The sequence below is a fragment of the Dysgonomonas massiliensis genome (genome assembly GCF_900240225.1).
Lineage (GTDB): Bacteria > Bacteroidota > Bacteroidia > Bacteroidales > Dysgonomonadaceae > Dysgonomonas > Dysgonomonas massiliensis.
Genome location: NZ_OEPV01000005.1, coordinates 217,696 through 236,038, shown reverse-complemented (window position 1 = coordinate 236,038; position 18,343 = coordinate 217,696). Strand labels below are relative to the sequence as shown.

Below are 18,343 nucleotides of genomic sequence, written 5' to 3'. Positions count from 1 at the left end.
ATTTTATTTTTACTTTTACAATCAGAGTTAGCATTATCTAAATCTTGTATATCAAATGATACTATGAAGCGTCAATTTATACACACTTATCTATCCGTCGACTGTGTCGTATTCGGGTTCGATGATAACCAGCTGAATATCCTATTGGTTCAACGTTCCTTGAAAAATGAGGATGTAAACAACATGAAACTTCCCGGCAGCTTGATTTATGATCAAGAAGATGTTGACGATGCAGCAAATCGTGTTTTATTTGAACTGACTGGAATTAAGCGCATGTCTTTGAAACAATTCAAATGCTACGCTTCACCAAATCGGGCCAACAAACCTGAAGATATAAAATGGCTAGATAAAGAGTACCAGCCCAACATAGACCGTCTGATAACAGTTGCATACCTTTCTCTATGTAAGGTTGATCGCAAATTAAATACTATATCGAAATATAAGGATACAAAATGGTGTCCCATAGATCAGATACCGGCAATGCCATTCGATCACAATCTTATAGTGAAAGAATCTCTAACCGAAATCCGTCAATGGATCGAATATAACCCGTCTATAGCTTTCGAATTATTGCCACGTAAATTTACAATCAGCCAGCTGCATAAGTTATACGAAGCTATATACAATAAAAAAATAGATATCCGCAATTTTCATAAAAAGGTAGCATCTATGCCCTATGTTGTAGCATTGGACGAAAGACAAAAAGACGTATCACATAGAGCAGCACGTTACTATAAATTCGAGAAAAAAGGATACAACAAATTGAAAACGAATATTTAATAAACAAACAAGAATATAACTATGTATTTACTAGGATATGATATAGGCAGTTCATCAGTAAAGGTTTGCTTAGTAGAAGCCGAATCGGGCAAAATTGTAGCTTCTGACTTCTATCCCAAACAAGAAATGGAGATCACAGCCGCCAAACCCGGCTGGGCTGAACAAAACCCTTCGGATTGGTGGGAGAACCTGAAAAAAGCGCATCATTCAGTAATGAGTCAGTCTGGTGTTTCTGGAAAAGAAGTGAAAGCTATCGGTATCACATGGCAGATGCACGGGTTGGTATTGGTAGATAAGGATAAGAATGTCTTACGTCCATCAATCATTTGGTGCGATAGCCGTGCTGTCCCATACGGAGAAAAGGCATTTAAAGCAATTGGTGAAGAAAAATGCTTATCGCATTTGCTTAACTCTCCGGGAAACTTTACAGCATCTAAACTGGCATGGGTTAAAGAAAATGAGCCTAACATCTACAATAAGATAGATAAACTGATGCTACCTGGTGATTACATTGCTATGAAGTTATCAGATCAGATAGCAGTGACTATAGAAGGACTGTCAGAAGGAATCTTCTGGGACTTCAAAACTCAATCATTGTCGAAAGATGTACTTGAATATTATGGTATTCCCGAAAGCTTCATCCCTGAAATAAAACCAATTTTCGGACATCAAGCTGAAGTATCATCTAGCGCTGCAGCAGAATTAGGATTACAAGTTGGAACGCCAATTTCGTATCGTGCAGGCGACCAGCCCAACAATGCCCTTTCATTGAATGTTTTCAATCCGGGCGAAGTTGCATCAACAGCCGGAACATCTGGCGTAGTTTATGGAGTATCTGACAAATTAGAGTACGATAAGAAATCGCGTGTCAATACATTCGCACATGTCAATTATACCGAAGAACAAACCCGTCTGGGAATTTTGTTATGCATCAATGGTACAGGAATTTTGAATTCATGGTTGAAGCGTAATTTAGCACTCGAAGGTTTATCATATGCCGATATGAACAATCTGGCGGCACAATCTCCAATCGGATCAAAAGGTATTTCAATCATTCCTTTTGGCAATGGAGCCGAACGCGTACTAGAAAATCGCGATGTAAACTGCTCGATACACGGTATAAACTTCAATATACATGACAAACGCGATATTCTACGCGCTGCTCAGGAAGGAATCGTTTTCTCGTATCAATACGGGATGGAGGTTATGCGCGAAATGGGTATGAATATTCACTTGATTCGTGCCGGATATGCAAATATGTTCTTAAGTCCAATCTTTTCACAAACACTAGCTAATGTAAGTGAGGCTACAATCGAACTATACAACACTGATGGCGCAGCTGGAGCTGCCCGAGCTGCTGGTATGGGAATAGGTTATTACAAATCTAACGACGAAGCCTTCGCATCATTAGAAAAACTGTCAGTCATAGAGCCTCAGAACCAGCATAAAGAGGCTTATACTGAAGCTTATGAAAAATGGAAATCATTTTTGAAATAACAAATAATTATAAATAGGTTAAACATTAAAAAAACAAGAAAAATGGCAACAAAAGAGTATTTTCCAAGTGTAGGAAAAATTAAATTCGAAGGAAAAGAAAGCAAAAATCCAATGGCTTTCCGTTACTATGATGCAGAAAAAGTAATCATGGGCAAAAAAATGAAAGACTGGATGAAATTTGCAATGGCTTGGTGGCACACATTGTGTGCTGAAGGTGGCGACCCATTCGGACCAGGTACAAAAGTATTCCCTTGGAATGGCGAAGGTACTGCTCTTGATCGTGCAAAAGCTAAAATGGATGCAGGATTCGAATTCATGCAAAAAGTAGGTATCGAGTATTATTGTTTCCATGATGTAGACTTGATTGACGAAGCTGACACTATCGAAGAATATGAAGCTAATCTGAAAGCTATCGTAGCTTATGCAAAACAAAAACAAGCTGAAACAGGCATCAAACTTCTTTGGGGTACAGCCAATGTTTTCAGTCACAAACGTTATATGAATGGTGCTGCTACTAATCCGAACTTCGACGTTGTGGCTCGTGCTGCTGTTCAAATCAAAAATGCAATTGATGCAACAATTGAACTTGGAGGTACAAACTATGTATTCTGGGGTGGTCGCGAAGGTTATATGTCATTACTAAATACTGACCAAAAACTAGAAAAAGAAAACTTAGCTCGCATGCTTACTATGGCTCGCGACTATGCTCGTGCCAAAGGATTTACCGGAACATTCCTGATTGAGCCGAAACCAATGGAACCAACAAAACATCAATACGATTTTGACGTTGAAACTGTTGCAGGCTTCCTTCGTGCTCATGGGTTAGAGAAAGATTTTAAAATCAATATCGAAGTAAATCACGCTACACTTGCAGGTCACACATTCGAACACGAAATTGCATGTGCTGTAGATATGGGATTACTTGGATCAATCGATGCTAACCGTGGTGACTATCAAAATGGATGGGATACAGACCAATTCCCTATCGATCTTTACGAACTAGTACAAGCATATATCCACATTATCCGTAACGGAGGTTTAGGTAACGGAGGTACAAACTTCGATGCAAAAACTCGTCGTAACTCTACTGATCTTGAAGATATCTTCATCGCTCACATTTCAGGAATGGATGTTATGGCACGCGCATTGGAAGTTGCAGCTAATATCCTTGAAGATTCTCCATACTGTCAAATGTTCAAAGAACGCTATGCTTCGTTTACTAATGGTAAAGGAAAAGAATTTGCTGAAGGCAAATTAGCTCTTGAAGATTTAGTGGCTTATGCTAAACAAAATGGCGAACCAAAACAAATAAGTGGTAAGCAAGAGCTTTACGAAGCTATAATCAATATGTACATTTAAGCATAACAACTGAAATACAAGGTCAGACTGGTTCTGACCTTGTATTTTTCCTTGCAGTTTTTCTTTATTCTGTATGTTCTGGAATGGACAGTAAGTAAAGTAAATTGCTGCACAAAAAATTAATAATCATCCTCTTTGTGTATACAGAAAATAATAAGACCTAAAATATAAATTAATCTTAAATAAAGCATGGAAAGCAAAGCGAGTAAATCTTATTTAGCAGGACTGACCCTGATTGCTACTCTTGGAGGATTGCTATTCGGATACGACACAGCAGTCATCTCAGGAACAGTAGAATCGCTCCGTCTGTTTTTTATCGAGCCCATGAACTTATCTTCATTCGAAGCAAGTGCAATGGAAGGCTTCGTTGTCAGTAGCGCCCTTATTGGTTGTATTTTCGGTGCAGCAATAGCAGGTTGGATCAGTCAGCGCTTTGGACGTCGTAATGCTCTTTTTTCGGCAGCTCTCTTATTTCTTTTAGCTGCAATTGGATCAGCCTGGCCTGAGATAGGTTATGGTATGCCGGGAACAGGAGACTATACTTTTGTCTATCATTTTGTATTTTATCGCATATTAGGAGGAGTCGGTGTTGGTATAGCATCTATGGTATCTCCGATGTATATTGCAGAAATAGCTCCGCCCGAAAAACGCGGTAGCCTAGTTGCACTCAATCAATTTGCTATTATTTTTGGTATGCTTGTCGTTTATTTCGTCAACTATTTCATTGCCAAACAAGATAGCGGAAGTGGCGAATGGCTGCATAGTATTGGATGGCGCTATATGTTTGCCTCATTAAGTATACCGTCAATATTATTTTTCTTATTATTGTTTTTGGCACCCGAAACGCCTCGTTGGCTGATCATGATGGGTAAGACCAACCAAGCAGAAAAAATTTTGACAAAACTTATTGGTAGCACCCGTGCTGCTCAAGAAGTAAAAGATATTGAAAGCAGCTTTAAAAACGAAGTCGAAGTTTCGATGAAGCCGTATTATCGCTTCATGTTAACGTGGCTCATTCTTTTTGTAATAATCTATTTTTCGTTAAATCTGGCTGGTTATTCCAGTTCTATAGAAGTTGGAATGATTGCCGGTTTTGTATTTGCATTGATTGTGCCTATACGCTCTTATGGATTTGCAATTATAATAACAGGAGTATTACTATCTGCGTTCCAACAGTTTGTAGGTATCAACGTAGTACTATATTACGCTCCGGAAATATTTAAAAGCATGGGTTCGGGAACAGACTCGGCACTCTTGCAAACAATTATAGTAGGTATCGTTAACTTATCATTTACAGTCTTAGCTATCTTGACGGTAGATAAATTTGGTCGCAAGCCTTTGCTTATTATTGGAGCGTTGGTTATGGCTGTATCAATGCTGTTGCTAGGTAGTTCCTTTGCAGCAGATCTTCCGGGAGGAGTTAAATTGGTATGTATGTTAACCTATACAGCTGGTTTTGCTATGTCGTGGGGACCTGTCTGCTGGGTAATGCTAGCTGAAATATTTCCCAACTCGGTACGTTCGGCTGTTATGTCCATAGCTGTTGCAGCACAATGGGTTTCTAACTTCTTTATATCATGGACATTCCCGATCATGGATAAAAACGAAACTCTAGTAGCAATGTTCAATCATGGATTCTCATATTGGGTATATGGCATATTGGCTGTACTGGCTGCCCTATTTGTTTGGAAACGTATCCCTGAAACAAAAGGTAAGACCTTGGAGGATATGGAAAAAATCTGGAAAAAATAATTGGTGGTTTATATAATTTGGTACTTGTTAGAGGTTGCACATTCTCAGTAGTGTGCGACCTCTGTTTTTTAATAAATAATTCGAGGCACATTAAAATATAGGAGGCCGGTATTAACCGGCCTCCTATATTTTATACGTATATGTTCGAGTAACTTAGACTCCACTAAACGAACTAAACCCACCATCCACTGGCAGAACTACACCAGTAATAAAGCTGGCTGCATCACTGCACAAAAACTGGACAGCTCCATTCAGTTCATCAATCTTTCCGAAACGAGCCATCGGCGTATTTGCTAATACTTTTTTGCTACGATCAGTCAGCGATCCATCGGGATTGATAAGTACTTTTCTGTTTTGCTCACCAATGAAAAAACCCGGAGCAATAGCATTCACTCGAATTCCGTCTCCATATTTTAACGCCATATCTGCAGCTAACCATTGTGTAAAATTACTTATAGCTGATTTAGCCGCTGAGTAACCTGCAACCCTCGTTATTGCCGAATAAGCCGCCATAGACGACACATTAATGATGCATCCTTGCTTCTGATCGGCAAATACTTTTGCAAACACTAAGCTTGGATATACTGTCCCGTTCATATTCAGATCGATAACCTTATCCCAATCTGTACGTTTCATTGTATAGAAATCCTGATCGGGAGCCAATGTCGCACCGGGTATATTCCCTCCGGCTGCATTGATCAGCACATCTACTCTCCCATATTTTGCCAGAATTTCCTCTCTATTCTTGATCAAGAGATCTTCGTTCATTACATCTGACTCGATAAATGATACATCTCCTCCACAATCGGATATTTCATTCAGAAGCGCACTTGCTTTCTCCTTACTGCGTCCTAAAATCAAGACTTTAGCTCCTTGTTTTGCTAAATGTTTGGATATACTTCCACCCAATACACCATAGCCACCTGTCACAACGACTATTTTATCTTTGATACTAAATATATTTTCTTCCATTTGCCCCTAGTATATTTACTTTCTGTTCATTATATAATTGAATTTTTCAATTCATCTTTCACCGTAGCTATCACACCATCCATCTGAGCCAGAGCATACATACGTCCATAGAATGAGTAACCCGGATTGTATCCTTTATCCGCATCATCCAACATAGTACGTCCATGATCGACTCGCATTGGAAGAGCTGTATTTTCTTTTTCAAAAATACGAACTAAGTCTATCAGATGCCCGCGTCCCTCGAGATGTGGAGCTTCAATGAAATCGCCATTATCCATAACTTCAGTACTACGAAGATGAATAAAATGGGTACGCGATACAAATTCCTGCGCCATCTGCGGAACATCGTTATGGATTCCTGCACTCAGCGAGCCTGCACAGAAAGTCAGTCCATTATGAGGATTATCCACTGCTTTCAATATCCATGAAATATCTTCTCGGCTTGTTACAATACGAGGTAATCCCAACACTTGAATCGGCGGATCATCTGGATGTACGCACATATTGATTCCATACTCGTCGCAGACCGACATAATTTGCTCCAAGAAATATTTCATATTCTCTCTGAGTCCATCACGATCTATTCCTTCATATAGAGCCAAAAGGTTCTTGAAAATTGACACCGGATTTTTATCTCCTTCCTTAATATTCCCATTTACAAAACCTTGAGTCTTGACAATAATCGTATCAATCAAAGCATCTTTTTCCGATTCGGTTATTGTACGATCCAGTTCTCGAACCTTATTCATCTCCTCATCCGAATAATCCTTCTCAGCTCCTTCACGCTTTAAAATCTTACAATCGAAGTATGCAAAGCGTATTTTATCGAAGAAAAGAGAAGACGTACCATCTTCCCACGGACGTTCCAGATCGGTGCGTATCCAATCGATAACCGGCATAAAGTTGTAACAAACAGTTTTGATACCACATTTACCTAAATTAGCCAAGCTTATTTTATAGTTTTCGATAAGTTGATCTCGCTCTTTTCCTGCATATTTTATAGCTTCGCTAACGGGAAGACTCTCTACTACAGACCATCTGAGACCTGCCGCCTCGATATAATTTTTAAGATCAAGTATTGCGTCTTCTGTCCAGATTTCTCCATTCGGGATATCGTGTAAAGCTGTTACAATACCTTCTACCCCAATCTGCCGAAGCATCGAAAGACTTATTTTATCTTTCTTACCAAACCATCTCCAAGTTTTTTCCATAAAGCAGAAAATTAATTATGATGTTTCATATCAAGCTTGATTTTCTTCAGATCATCCAATTCATGTATAGGTCTCTCTATATCATAAGGAATAGGACGATTGGAGAATGTTTGGAAATATAACAAACAAGCATCTTTCCACCATACAGCATCTTTTGCCTGAATTTTCAGTTTCGACTGTACTTCTGTAAAACGTTGTTTGTCGACAAAGTCCTCTACCCTATCCCATGTCTTCTGAAATTCACGAACTTGCTGAACACCTTCGTCGTATTTATAACAAAGTTCATCCCACATGATTCGTCCATTCTTCATTTTGTAATCCCATGCTACATGATGGAACCAAAGAATCAGATTCTCTGGACAAGTCGCAATATTTCCGTATACTCCATCCAATGGAGGAAAATACTGAGCGACAGCATTACTTCCAGTTTTCGTTCTATCAAAACCTAAGCCAGCCTTATCTGCATTATGATAATAAGCCGGTAACCAATCAGCACGTGCACCAGGTATTGTACACCAAGGTTCGGGACCATAATGATGTTCCCAAGCAAAGATATGATGAAGTCCCATAGGCATCATATAATTGACTACAGCCTCACGCGAATCGAGCATCAATGATTTAATCGGATCAACAAAATTTTTATCATCATTAAAGGTCATCTTCAGCCATTCGTCTGCAATTTGCTCTGACGATAATTGATGATTCCAAGCTAAGCGCCCGAATGCATACCAATTGGCTTGAGCAAAATGATGCCCACACCAATTTACATCCGCTCCTATGTTTGAGACAGCTGAAATAGCTGTTTTGCTTTGTTTACGTAATGTTCCGTCTGTCAACTTTGCTACAGTAGAACCTTCACCATCCGAATAAGTATCGCTATCCAATGCTTCTTTGAAAAGCGGAGCTAAATATGCTAAATGATTTGAGAAACCAAGATATTCTTGCGTTATTTGAAATTCAACCATTTCAGCAGTATTTTTCAATGCACCGAATAATGGAGCAAATGGTTCTCGCGGCTGAAAATCAACCGGACCATTTTTTATCTGGATAATTACATTATCTCTGAATTGTCCATCTAACGGAACAAACTCCATATATGCTTGTTTTGCTCTATCCTCATTATTCGGGTTGTAGACGAAAGCACGCCACATTACTATGCCATCGTATGGTTTCAGCACATCAGCCAGCATATTAGCTCCATCGGCATGAGTGCGTCCATAATCCTGAGGTCCTGGTTGTCCTTCTGAATTGGCTTTTACTAAAAATCCTCCGAAATCGGGAATCAGCGAGTAAATTTCTTTTGCTTTTTCTTTCCACCATTTCTGAACATCCTTGTTCAATGGATCCGAGTTCTCTAGTCCACCAATTACTTTAGGCGATGAAAAATTGACCGACAAATATACTTTCAATCCATACGGACGGAAAACATCTGCCAAAGCTTTCACTTTCTCTAAATATTCTGCTTTCAATATATCTGGTGATGCATTTACATTATTCAATACAGTAGCATTGATTCCTATCGAAGCATTTGCCCGTGCATATTCTTTGTAACGTGGCGATAAAGTATTAGGCAGCTCATCCCATTTCCACAACGAATATCCGGCATAGCCACGTTCGATAGTTCCATCCAGATTATCCCAATGATTGAGTATGCGAATATCGTAAGATGGTTTTTCTTCTATGTCCAAATTCTTTACATCAGCTTTTGATTGTTGTAAGCGTAGCAGATGGTAAGCTCCATAGAGTATTCCCTCATCCTTACCTGCATAGATAGTAATCTTTTGGTCATACCCTTTTATAAGGTAGCCGTCTTTCAGATTTTTCAGTTTCTTGTCGACAACAAATTCGACTTCTTGTCCTTTCCAATAGGTTTTCAGCTCCTGCATTGCTACCGCCAATGTAGCAGAATATCGTTTTTGCATGTATACGATATTAGCAGCAGTGTTCTCTGCTTTATCGAAACGAAGCCAAAGACGGCTTCCGTCTTCGGCTTTCAAATATGATAAAACCAGAAATAGGCTGTATAATATTATTGTTATTTTTTTCATTTCTAAATTTTATTTGCTGTGCCTTCTATCGTTTTTATTGTACCATCATCGTTATATTCCATCTCTACAACTTTCAAGCTACGAAGCCAAGTTTTTCCTTCCGAAGGTACACAATCGTGATGAAATAAATACCATTTTCCTTTAAATTCGACTATACCATGATGTGTAGTCCAACCTACTACAGGAGTCAATATTACACCCTGATAAACAAATGGTCCATATGGATTATCACCGATAGCGTAACACAAATTATGTGTATCACCCGTTGAATATGAGAAATAGTATTTTCCGTTATACTTGTGCAACCACGATGCTTCAAAGAAACGACGTTCAGTATCACCTTGTTTCAAAGGCTCTCCATTCTTATCAACAATTACTACGTCGCGAGGCTCTTCTGCAAACTCCATCATATCGTCTCTCAACAATGCAACTTTTGCACAAAGTGATGGCTGATCGTCAGCAGGAATCTCGGCACATTCCAATGCCTTATTATTTCTGTATCGCTGCAACTGTCCACCCCAAATACCACCGAAATACATGTAGTATTTGCCATCCTCTTCGAAGATTGAAGGATCGATACTATAACTTCCTTTCATTGGATTGTCCTGCGGTTTGAATGGTCCGTAAGGTTTATCGCTGACAGCAACACCTATGCGGAATATGTCGTTCTGATCTTTCAATGGAAAATACATGTAATATTTGCCATCTTTATATGCTACGTCATTATCCCACAATTGGCGGCCCGCCCATGGTATGTCTTCTGTAGCTAAAACTACACCATGATCTGTCACTTCGCCATCTATATCATCCATTGAGAATACATGGTAATCTTTCATATTGAAGTGATCGCCGTTATCATTCTCTTCAATTCCACTTTCCCAATCGTGGGATGGATATATGTATAATTTTCCTTCGAAAACATGGACTGCCGGATCGGCCATATATGCACCTGGCACTAAATATCTTGGTTCTTTCATAACTTAATATTTTATGTTTATTGTTTATTATATTCTTCTGCTAGTTTTATCATTTTTCCTACAACCGGCTTAGCCTCGTACGATCGGTCGAATAATAGAGGATAATCTGTACGTCCTACAACCGGGAAATCATTTTTCCACGAATCTTTATCTGCAACACCCCAAGTAGTCACTCTCGTTATCTTATCCTGATGTTTTAAGAATAATTTCGTAAAATCAAGGTAACGATTTTCCCACTGAGTCTGCACATCCTCGGGTAAACCTTCTGTATAAGGATTGATTTCTTTTTTATAAGCAATTGTATCTGTAATATTTGCACTGGTCGCTTTTGACGGTCTAGGCAATGCACTGATATCCCATTCTGTGATCATTACATTTACTCCTGCCCCATGATAAGCTTCGATTGCAGCTTCGTACTCTTCAACAGAAGGATATTCTAGTCCCATATGAGCTTGCATTCCTACTCCATCTATACGAATTCCTTCATCTTTCAGCGATTTCACCATACGTACTATAGCATCACGTTTACCGACATGCCATTCATTATAGTCGTTATAATATAATTCAGCTTTAGGATCCGCTTCGTGAGCAAACTGAAAAGCCAGTTTAATATAATCTTCTCCTATGATCTCAAGAAATTTACTCTTTCTCAATGATCCATCATCTAAAATAGCTTCATTCAAGACATCCCAACCTTTTATTGCTCCCTTATAACGCTTTACAACAGTATAGATATGCGTTCTCATACGTTCTATCAACACTTCACGTGATACATCTTTACCATTCTCATCGACAAAAAACCAGTCGGGAGCTTGTGAATGCCAAATCAAAGTATGACCGATCATATGCATATTATTCTTTTCGCCAAAAGCGACGAAACGATCAGCATGATCAAAAAAGAATTCACCTTCTTTAGGTTGGATTTCTTCACTTTTCATACAATTTTCTGCAACGATAGAGCTGAATTGTTGTTTTACAATATTGGCAGAAATACTATCTACTTCGTATATCTGATTAACATTCATTGCTGCTCCAATATAAAACTTATCGCTAAAAGCCTCTTTTAAGTTTTTTTCTGATTCAACTTTTGGCGTACAGCTTGTGACAAGCAAAAATCCAAGAACTGGCAGTGTGGTTTTAAAAAATTTCATACAATTTTATATTATACTGTTTAAAAGTTTATTTTTTGTATCTCTCCTCTATTTCCATGTTTATTTTATCTATTACATTGTCTTCCAATTCATATTTCGAGATAATGAACATAGCTACAAGAAGTAATATTGCCGGAATAACAGCAACGAGCCATAATATGCCTTGTTCGGCAAAAGGCGATTGACTGACTGTGTTTTTTTCATCGAAACCAACAAACGCAAGAACAAATCCCGGTACAACGCCACCCAAAGCCATACCTGCTTTAAAAAAGATCCCAGTCAGAGCATTCACTATTCCCGAGATACGTTTACCGGTAGTATATTCCCCATAAGAGATAACTTCGGGAACTAAAGCCCACATATAACCGGTAGCTACAATGATTCCAGTGGATTTAACAAACTGAGCAACCAATACCAACCAAACTTGTGTCTTGAGTGCAGGAACAACAGATATTATGTATAACATCGCCATTCCTATTATAGCAACCGAAAGAAAGACATAAAACATTTGTTTTTTCCCGATCGTACGTTTGATAGCCGGAACCATCGGCATGAAAATAAATGCAGGTATAGAACCTAAAGCCGCAAAATAAGGCAACCAGTCGGGAGCTTGAACATTGTAGATCATATAATACGAACCAGCCGAGTTGCCGATAGCCATCATAGCAAAAGCTGTGATGAAGAAAAATGCTAATACACGTAACGGCTTGTTATGCTTGAATTCGATCCACAAATCAGATACTTTTACATTTTCAGTATCCTTTTCGTCCATCACAACACGTTCTTTTGTCTGAGTGTAACAAAAAATAAGCAACGCTAAACCTACTACAGCATATATTGTCATTGTGATGAACCAAGCATTTCCCGATTCTACCGAGTTTATTTTTCCATCAGGAGAAAGAGTTTTTACAATAATTGGAATACCATAAGCAACGGCTAATCCTCCAAGATTGGCTAGGAACATGCGCACCGAAGTCAGTTTAGTTATTTCGTCAGTATCGCGAGTCAACGATGCATTCAATGCTCCGTAAGGAACATTAATAAGTGTATAACACATAGACAGACCGACATAGGTAATGTAAGCATAAACCAATGATCCTGAAAAACCATTCCAGAAACAAAGAATAGCAAATCCGGTCAGAGGAATTCCTCCTAAAACCAGATACGAACGGTATTTACCCATTTTCGGATTGTGTTTATCAACAAACGCTCCTACCAGTGGATCCCAGACAACATCAACCAAGCGAACGATAAGAAACATAATTGCAGCCGTAGCAGCTGGCAAGCCGTAAACATTAGTATAAAAAATAAGTAAATATTGGGCAACGGTTTGATAAATAAGGTTCTGAGCCAAGTCGCCCGATCCAAAGCCAATACGTTGCAATCTCGATAGTTTATAAAAACCTTTCGATTCTGTTGTTACTTGTGATATTGATTCCATATAATTAAATTTTTATTTTTTCCGATCTGAACCAATTGTTGTATCTCCGATAGTCAGTACATGACTTTTCAAATTGGCAGCACCACTGCTTCGGAAGCCTTCTACACAAAATGCAATTTCGAATATTTTACCTAATCCGAGATCAAGCTTTTCCCATGCTTCAAAATGATCGCTCAGAGAAATATTTCCTTGAGTTTTTCGGTCGGTACGAACACTCCAATATTGCGGAAAAGTAGTGTCGCCTATAATAGAAGGTTGATTTATTCGCATTGTTTTATATATCTCATATGTTCCACCATCTACTTCAACAGTTCCTATAGGCTCGGCACCAGGCGGACGCCAACTGCCCCACGATTCTACAACATAAAACTCGACAAGTGGGTCTACTGACCACCCATAGACACACAGATATGAATTTCCATTTGGTTGATAATCACAGTCGTAATCAACTGAAATTGGACCTAGATCGCGATGATTTTTCGTCATATCGAACTTCTTACCAGTACGAAACAGAACATTGTTTATATCAGTCCACTTACATTCGAAAGCTCCCCCCTCTTTCAGAATCATGCTCACATCGCCATGATCTTTCCAAAGTTCGTAATTGAAATCATCATGTACCCCTACTTCATTTTCTGATATAATGTCCGGTGATGTAAGATCAGATTCTGTGACCATAAATGGCGATGCAAATAAGCCTTCTTTGTTTTTCAAATTTGCTCCCTGAGGATTATCTGCCCATGCATAACGAACCGAAACAGGTTGCTGTACTAAATGACTCCATACTCGGACTCTATTTTCGGATATTACAGAGGCATTCGCCCAAACGTATTTTCCGTCTGCTCCTGCAATTGTAAAACCATTTAATATTTGATTTGAATATAAGCCTGATCCAACCGAATTGAACGAAAGAATAATGCTAATATCCTTTACCATTGCACGTATCAATTTTGGACCAGAAGTAGTTATATCATTTTCTTTATAGGCAACTCGTCTAGCCTCGAGTGCAAGAAGACCAGCGACACCCTTTTTGTTTAGAGGATGAATATCGTTCCATTCTCCCAATCCTAATGTAACAGCCATACCTGTAGCCGGCAGGTTAAGAATTTCACGCTGAGCTTCACGCAGTTCGGCTAAACCACTTTCCGATGGTTGATTCCATGCTTTATTCAGTTCCGGCAATTGAGCATATATGAAAGGTAGCATAGGTTCGTTGAATTTTTCACGCCAACCGTTTATCAAATCCTGCATCAAGCTTTTATATTCTTTGGCTCTGCCCAGATTGGATTCACCCTGATACCAAATAACTCCTTTTAGCTTATAATTATTTATCGGTGCAATCATACTATTGAAAAGCCCCGTAGGTTTGTACTGAAAGAATGTAGTAGACGGCGCTGACGGCAATTCAGCTCCGGTATTGTATTTCCAGACTCCAGTCAGATCTATCGTTTTATTATCTAAAATAATCTTATAAGGTTTATCTTCCTGAAATCCGCCATTGGGATTTGTTACCACTCTAACAGTAACGAAGTTCTTACCAGCTTTGAGTATACCCTCCGGTATTTGATAGATTCGCGGAGGATATTGATATCCGGTAGTTCCTACAAATTTGCCATTGATAAATGCAGAGTCAGAATCAATTATATATCCTAGACGTAATGTTGCCGGCTTTCCGGAATCTTCTTCAGATATTTCGAAAGAACGGCGTAGCCAAACAACTCCATTTCTGATGTTCATCGCCTTATCACGCCACAGACCCGGAAGATAATAGTCGCCCCAATCGGCAGTATTCACTTGTTCTTTATCCCAGATACCGAGACCTTTATCCAATCTCATCATTTCAGCATACCATGCGTTATTTTTAGCTTGTTCCTCTTTCCTTACATTATCTATATACCCTTTAGCAGCATACTTCTTAGCTTCAGCTTCATGTACCGGATACTTTTTGACAGCATCCATACTGATCCAAGCTTCGGCAGGAGAACCGCCTACACTCGAATTTATAAGTCCGATCGGTACATTGTATTTATCGTATAATTCTTTAGCAAAAAAATAGGCTACTGCCGAGAATTCGAGTATGCTCTCCGGATTCGTCATCTGCCAAGTACCTCCATCAAGGTCATCTTTTGCTTCGACGAAATCATATCTTATAGGAACTCTGAAATGTCTTATATTCGGATTATTCACCGATTGTACTTCTTCTTGATATAAATCCAATACGCGACGAATAGGTAATTCCATGTTTGATTGTCCAGAACATAACCAAACATCTCCAAACAATACATCGTTAATCTGAATATCATTTACTTCCATCGTATATGGGCCTCCTGCTTTCTGTGCTGGAATGATGATCGACCAGTTGCCTTTTTTGTCGGCTTTAGTCTTGTAGTTCTGGCTCAGAAACTTCAAATTGACAGTTTCTCCTGAAGCAGCCCATCCCCATATTTTGACTTCCGTATCACGTTGCAATATCATACCATCGCTAATAAGGCGAGGCAATCTTACTTTGGCTTCTACTCCCGTAAAACCCAATACAATAAGTAATGTGAATAATATTCTGATTAAATTTCCCATATTGTTTTATTCCTAAGATGATAGCTTATTCATTTATATTCTTACTTTGCGGAGCGCCTAAATAACTAGGTAGAAGCCCTCCCAAGTCAAGTATTAGCTTTTGAAGCACGATACCTTGATCCAACGGACGAATACGGATGGTATGAGTACCCGCTTTATCAATCAGAAGATTGGTTGATGATTCGATAATTCGGTTCGCTTGCCATTCAGCCAATTCTCCTCTATAATGTCCGTTGAAATTTACGATCTGCTCTTTGCCACCATCAATTGACACAGCATAACGCAGACCTCTATTACCATTAAAATTTAAAGTCGGAGATAAGAATAGAGTCAGCTTAGCTTCTCCTATCGTCTTTAGGTTTACTTTATATTCCAGATAAACATTCTCATCAGGGGTCTCTGTCACTGAATTTGTAGTCAGAGCCGAAAGAGTTTTACCCATATCGGGAATTGTTATCCACGACACTTTCTTTCCATTATTTGCTTTTGCGTAATTCTGAGCTTCGATGGAAACATAACCGTCTGCTTCCTCAAATATTGGCTCTTTTGATCCTGCCGGCACATCCACATAGACAACCTTAGGCATCACGCTCTTGTCAGGTTGCTGCCAATACGTATAGCCAATACGTACCTGATCCATCATATGAATCCACTTGCCATTTGTAATATTCTCATGAAAATGAACTGTCAGTAACGAGTCTCGATCGAAGCATTCTTTTACTTTATCCGCCCAATAATTGGCTTTAACATCATTCTTCGAAGCATAAACTTTATTCTTGGCCACTGCATAGTACATTTCATATAGATTACAAGTAGCATTTATAGGGAATAGGATCAGCTGATCATAACTATCTCTATATTTACAAGGAATAAGGTTATAAAAACGCATTGCATCTATCAATAAGTCGCGATATTCATTTACAACTGTTTCGAACTCATTGTAATTATCCAAACTAAAGGTTGTATCATCCAGTAATTCGGGTGTTATACGATGATTATATTTTGTATAAAGATTGATAAGTCTTGCTAATTCCTTTTTATATTTTTCTCCAAATTGCTGAGCACACCATTCTTCGGTATGTTGCTGTAGATTGGTCCCATCAAATCGATCGGGATTCCAAGCCATATCCATAAAGAAACTGATTGGATATTCCATTGGCTTCAAGTCTCCCACATTCACTACCCATATGCGGTCGACACCATAACGATAGGCCAGATTCATCTGTTCCCAAGTACGTTGTATCTGTGTAACGTTTATCCATTTCGAATTTCGTGGTCCTCCCACATAATCGAAATGATAATACATTCCATAGCCGCCTTTACGTTTCGGAGCATTCAATTCGGGAAGTTTACGAACATTACCCCAGTTATCATCACAAAACAACAGTGTTACATCATCCGGCACACGCATTCCATGATCATAATAATCCTGCACTTCTTTATACAATGCCCAGACCTGAGGCATTTTTTCTGCAGGTTTACCAGTAACTTCTGAAATAATTTTACGTTGATCTCGAACTATTTTCTCTAATAGAGCAATGTTCGTTCCTTCTTCCATTGCTTCATCGCCATCGCCACGCATACCGATGGTAACCACCTGCTCCCAATCTTTACTGCGTTCGATGCCCGATTTCCAGAATTCTTTTAATGTTTTATTATTTGTATTGTAATTCCATTCACCTTTTCCTCTTCTGTGCCAATCTTTCTGTGCCAACGCCATCGGCTCGTGATGTGATGTGCTCATCACAATACCATATTCATCGGCCAATGGTCCATTGAGCGGATCGTCATCATAAAATGCACTGTTCCACATGGCTGGCCACATGAAGTTTCCTTTCAAACGTAAGATTAGTTCGAATACTTTTTCGTAGAATTTATGATTGAATCCTCCGAATGTAGCTTGTGCCCAACCTCCAAGTGCGGGCCATTCGTCATTCAGAAAAATTCCTCTATATTTAACCGCAGGTTCACCCTCGGTGTATGTGCCTTTTTTGAAATATAAATTGTCTTTTTGTTCTACCGGAACATCTGCCCAGTAATACCATGGAGATACTCCTATCTGTGCCGATAGTTCGTATATCCCGTATATTGTTCCACGTTTATCGCTACCCGCAATGACAATAGCTTCTTCTACCCCCTCGCAAGGATTGGCAATATTCGTTATTAAATATTTTTCGTTCTTGTTTTGTAAGTCTTTCGATTGAATTTTTCCTTGTTTGACAAGGTTATCAATTAGTGTTGATTTGCCAACTGTTCCAATAATCAGGGCATATTTACTTTTTCCTTGGTTTGGTGTATTACCAGTAACTTTTCTGAAATCTTCATTCAAAATATTCACTGCCCGAAGCACTCCTTTATCATCATTTTCGTCAACAATGATTGACAGAGGTACTTTGTTGACTACTAGCGGAAAGTGATCCGTATCATTTTCAGTAAATACAAATTTTTCTTTTGCCGACAACATTATTGGTAACAACACTAATAACAGGGAAAACAGCGATATACTTAAAGTTTTTTTCATGGTATTTATTTTATCAATAGGCTGGAGGCTGATCCTCCAACCTATTAATTTTATTATTTC

Annotated in this window: 12 protein-coding genes; 4 read left to right on the top strand and 8 right to left on the bottom strand. The window is 38.9% G+C overall.

Features of this window, described 5'->3' with window-relative positions; all coding sequences use genetic code 11:
* The first annotated feature begins 63 nt into the window (after window positions 1–63).
* The 4 genes from C1A06_RS06870 to xylE all read left to right on the top strand — a co-directional run bounded on the left by C1A06_RS06870 (window position 64) and on the right by xylE (window position 5,388).
* Window positions 64–780: an NUDIX hydrolase gene (locus C1A06_RS06870; protein WP_101689507.1), complete on the top strand. Its 717-nt coding sequence runs from the start codon at window positions 64–66 to the stop codon at window positions 778–780.
* Window positions 781–801: 21 nt separating this feature from the next.
* Entirely contained in the window at window positions 802–2,277 is a 1,476-nt protein-coding gene (locus tag C1A06_RS06865; RefSeq protein WP_101689506.1) for a xylulokinase, read from the top strand.
* 42 nt (window positions 2,278–2,319) lie between these two features.
* Entirely contained in the window at window positions 2,320–3,636 is a 1,317-nt protein-coding gene (xylA, locus tag C1A06_RS06860) for a xylose isomerase (protein ID WP_101689505.1), read from the top strand.
* Between the two features lie 189 nt (window positions 3,637–3,825).
* Window positions 3,826–5,388, top strand: a complete 1,563-nt coding sequence (xylE, locus tag C1A06_RS06855) for a D-xylose transporter XylE (RefSeq protein ID WP_101689504.1) — start codon at window positions 3,826–3,828, stop codon at window positions 5,386–5,388.
* A 153-nt stretch (window positions 5,389–5,541) separates the two neighbouring features.
* Here xylE and C1A06_RS06850 read toward each other — a convergent pair whose 3' ends face one another.
* From C1A06_RS06850 to C1A06_RS06815, 8 genes are read right to left on the bottom strand one after another with little or no spacing between them, the layout of a single operon-like run.
* Window positions 5,542–6,360, bottom strand: a complete 819-nt coding sequence (locus C1A06_RS06850; RefSeq protein WP_101689503.1) for an SDR family oxidoreductase — start codon at window positions 6,358–6,360, stop codon at window positions 5,542–5,544.
* Between the two features lie 29 nt (window positions 6,361–6,389).
* Window positions 6,390–7,571, bottom strand: coding sequence for a mannonate dehydratase (uxuA, locus tag C1A06_RS06845; RefSeq protein WP_101689502.1), 1,182 nt, complete (start codon window positions 7,569–7,571; stop codon window positions 6,390–6,392).
* 11 nt (window positions 7,572–7,582) lie between these two features.
* A complete protein-coding gene (locus C1A06_RS06840; protein ID WP_185116826.1) occupies window positions 7,583–9,619 on the bottom strand; it encodes an alpha-glucuronidase in 2,037 nt (678 codons plus the stop codon).
* Window positions 9,620–9,621: 2 nt separating this feature from the next.
* Window positions 9,622–10,596: a glycoside hydrolase family 43 protein gene (locus C1A06_RS06835; protein WP_101689501.1), complete on the bottom strand. Its 975-nt coding sequence runs from the start codon at window positions 10,594–10,596 to the stop codon at window positions 9,622–9,624.
* Window positions 10,597–10,613: 17 nt separating this feature from the next.
* Window positions 10,614–11,747: an endo-1,4-beta-xylanase gene (locus C1A06_RS06830; RefSeq protein WP_101689500.1), complete on the bottom strand. Its 1,134-nt coding sequence runs from the start codon at window positions 11,745–11,747 to the stop codon at window positions 10,614–10,616.
* Between the two features lie 28 nt (window positions 11,748–11,775).
* Window positions 11,776–13,188, bottom strand: coding sequence for an MFS transporter (locus C1A06_RS06825; RefSeq protein WP_101689499.1), 1,413 nt, complete (start codon window positions 13,186–13,188; stop codon window positions 11,776–11,778).
* Window positions 13,189–13,200: 12 nt separating this feature from the next.
* Window positions 13,201–15,762 (bottom strand): glycoside hydrolase family 11 protein, encoded by a 2,562-nt coding sequence (locus C1A06_RS06820; RefSeq protein WP_101689498.1) that lies wholly within the window; start codon window positions 15,760–15,762, stop codon window positions 13,201–13,203.
* A 25-nt stretch (window positions 15,763–15,787) separates the two neighbouring features.
* Complete coding sequence (locus C1A06_RS06815; RefSeq protein WP_101689497.1) at window positions 15,788–18,283, bottom strand: glycosyl hydrolase 115 family protein; 2,496 nt, start codon at window positions 18,281–18,283, stop codon at window positions 15,788–15,790.
* Window positions 18,284–18,343: the final 60 nt, after the last annotated feature.